Source organism: Mycobacterium sp. TH-M106, assembly GCF_057473765.1.
Genome location: NZ_JBYCLE010000081.1, coordinates 1 through 2563 on the forward strand (window position 1 = coordinate 1; position 2563 = coordinate 2563).

Consider the following 2563-nt stretch of genomic DNA (forward strand, 5'->3'; position numbering starts at 1 on the left):
CCTACCTGGGGGCCATCCGGATGGCGCCGTCGAGGCGGATCACCTCGCCGTTGAGCATCGGGTTGACGATGATGTGCTCGGCCAGGGCGGCGTACTCGTCGGGGTCGCCGAGCCGCGCCGGATGCGGCACCTGCGCACCCAACGATTTCTGCGCCTCTTCGGGTAGCGAACCCAACAGCGGGGTCTTGAACAGCCCCGGCGCGATGGTCACCACCCGGATCAGCTCCCGGGCCAGGTCGCGAGCGATGGGCAGCGTCATACCGACCACGCCGCCCTTGGACGCCGAGTAGGCGGCCTGGCCGATTTGGCCGTCGAACGCGGCCACCGAGGCGGTGTTGACGATGACGCCGCGCTCCGGGCTGTGTTCGGGCCCAACAGGTTCGGTCTTGGCTATCCGCTCGGCAGCCAGTCGCAGCACGTTGAAGGTACCGATCAGATTGATCTGGACGACGTTGGTGAACTTCGCCAGCGGGAACGCACCGTCTTTGCTCACCGTCTTGATCGCGTTGCCGATGCCGGCGCAGTTGACGTTGATCCGGAGCGGGCCGAGCGACTCCGCAATGTCCAGTGCATTGCCCACCGCCTCCGGGTCGGTGACGTCGGCCTCGGCGAAGCGCACCCGGTCGCCGAGCTCGCGCACCACGTCGGCGCCCTTGAGGTCGAGCACCACAACCTGCGCACCGGCGTCGAGCAGCCGTCTGGTGGTCGCCAAGCCCAACCCGGAGGCGCCACCGGTCACCACGGCGACACTGTCTTTGATCTGCATCAGGTCATTCCTTTCCGCCGGCCCAGTCGCGTAGTACAGTCGCCGCATCGGTCTGGACGCTCGGTGTCGGCGTAACCGGCACGCTGCGGGAGAACCGCGGCGCGGGCATCGGTTGCGGGCCTTTGGGGTCCGGACCGGCGTCATAGAAGGTGTCGCGCTCTGCGACGTGCGGCTCGTCGCGAACCTCCCCGAACGCCAACACCGGTGTCACACAGGCGTCGGTGTCGGCGAACACCGCCGCCCAGTGGTCGCGGTCTTTGGCGGCGAACACCTCGGCCAGCCGGGCCCGCAGCTCCGGCCAGCGGCTCACGTCGTCCTGCGCGGGCAGATCGGCGGCGTCTAGGCCCAGCCCGGCCAGCAGCGCCGCGTAGAACTGCGGCTCGATCGAGCCGACGGCCACGTAGCGGCCGTCGGCGCATTCGTAGGTGTCGTAATAGGGCGCACCGCCGTCGAGCATGTTGGTGCCGCGTTCGTCGGACCACACCCCGCTGGCCCGCATCGCCCACATCATCTGGAACAGCACCGACGACCCGTCGATCATCGCCGCGTCGACCACCTGGCCCCGACCCGACGTCTGCCGCTCCCACAGCGCCGCCAGGATGCCGACCAGCAAGAACATCGACCCGCCGCCGAAATCACCGACCAGGTTCAGCGGCGGGACCGGCCGCTGGCCGGCGCGGCCGATGGCGTGCAGCACACCGTTGAGCGAGATGTAGTTGATGTCATGGCCGGCCTGCTGGCTGCGCGGGCCGGTCTGTCCCCAGCCAGTCATTCGCGCGTAGACCAGTCGCGGGTTGATCTTCGCGCAATCCTGCGGACCCAGCCCGAGCCGCTCTGTGACGCCGGGGCGGTAGCCCTCGATGAGCACGTCGGCCTTGGCCACCAAGTCGAGCACCGACTGCCGCCCTTGGTCGGACTTGAGGTCGACACTGACCAACCGACGGTTGCGCAGCGTGGCGTTCGGCGTGCCCGCTGACCCGCCCGGCCTGCCCACGTGCACCACGTCGGCACCCAGGTCGCCCAGGATCATCGCCGCGTGCGGGCCAGGGCCGATCCCGGCCAGTTCCACAACCCGCAGGCCGTGCAGTGGTCCCGCCATGGTCGACCTCCTTGTCGTCTGCGCTGATGCCGTCGGCCGCTCCGGCCGGACAAACGCTGTTGTGCATCTTGGCAGCCGCCTCTCCAGCCGCCGCTGCCGGGCTTGCATCCCGGCCTCTCTAGGGTGATGTCTATGACCGCTACTGATTCCGGAATCCAGGCACTGGACGTCGTGCAGGGCCTCTCGATAGCACTGGCCGACGGAGTGCTGTCGGTGACCATCGACCGACCCGACAGCCTCAACTCGTTGACCGCCCCGGTGCTGGCTGGGATTGCCGACGCGATGGAGTACGCCGCCGGCAATCCCCGGGTTCGCGCGGTCCGGCTCGGCGGCACCGGCCGCGGCTTCAGCTCCGGAGCCGGGATCGGCAGCGACGACGCCGCCGAGGGACCCGCCGGGGTGGCGACCGACATCGTCGCGGAGGCCAACCGCGCGATACGGGCCATCGTGGCGCTGCCCCGTCCGACGGTCGCCGTCGTCCAGGGACCGGCCGCCGGCGTCGGGGTGTCGCTGGCGTTGGCATGCGACCTGGTGCTGGCTTCGGACACAGCGTTTTTCCTACTGGCCTTCACCAAGATCGGGCTCATGCCCGACGGAGGCGCGTCGGCGCTGGTGGCCGCCGCGATCGGCCGGACCCGCGCGATGCGGATGGCGCTGCTGGCCGAACGGATCTCCGCTGCCGACGCACTGGCCTGGGG

General features: G+C 69.7%; 3 protein-coding genes. 1 reads left to right on the forward strand and 2 read right to left on the reverse strand.

Annotation, left to right across the window (positions count from 1 at the left end; all coding sequences use genetic code 11):
• Position 1: 1 nt before the first annotated feature.
• Both AC2VOP_RS02765 and AC2VOP_RS02770 read right to left on the reverse strand, forming a co-directional pair.
• Entirely contained in the window at positions 2-766 is a 765-nt protein-coding gene (locus AC2VOP_RS02765; protein WP_486959550.1) for a 3-hydroxyacyl-CoA dehydrogenase, read from the reverse strand.
• A gap of 4 nt (positions 767-770) precedes the next feature.
• Positions 771-1865 carry a CaiB/BaiF CoA transferase family protein gene (locus AC2VOP_RS02770; protein WP_486959551.1) on the reverse strand — a complete coding sequence of 365 codons (1095 nt, stop codon included), beginning with the start codon at positions 1863-1865 and terminating at the stop codon, positions 771-773.
• Between the two features lie 132 nt (positions 1866-1997).
• On the opposite strand from AC2VOP_RS02770, the gene AC2VOP_RS02775 reads away from it, so the two are divergent.
• On the forward strand, positions 1998-2563 hold a 566-nt coding region (locus AC2VOP_RS02775), incomplete at its 3' end, for an enoyl-CoA hydratase-related protein (RefSeq protein ID WP_486959552.1).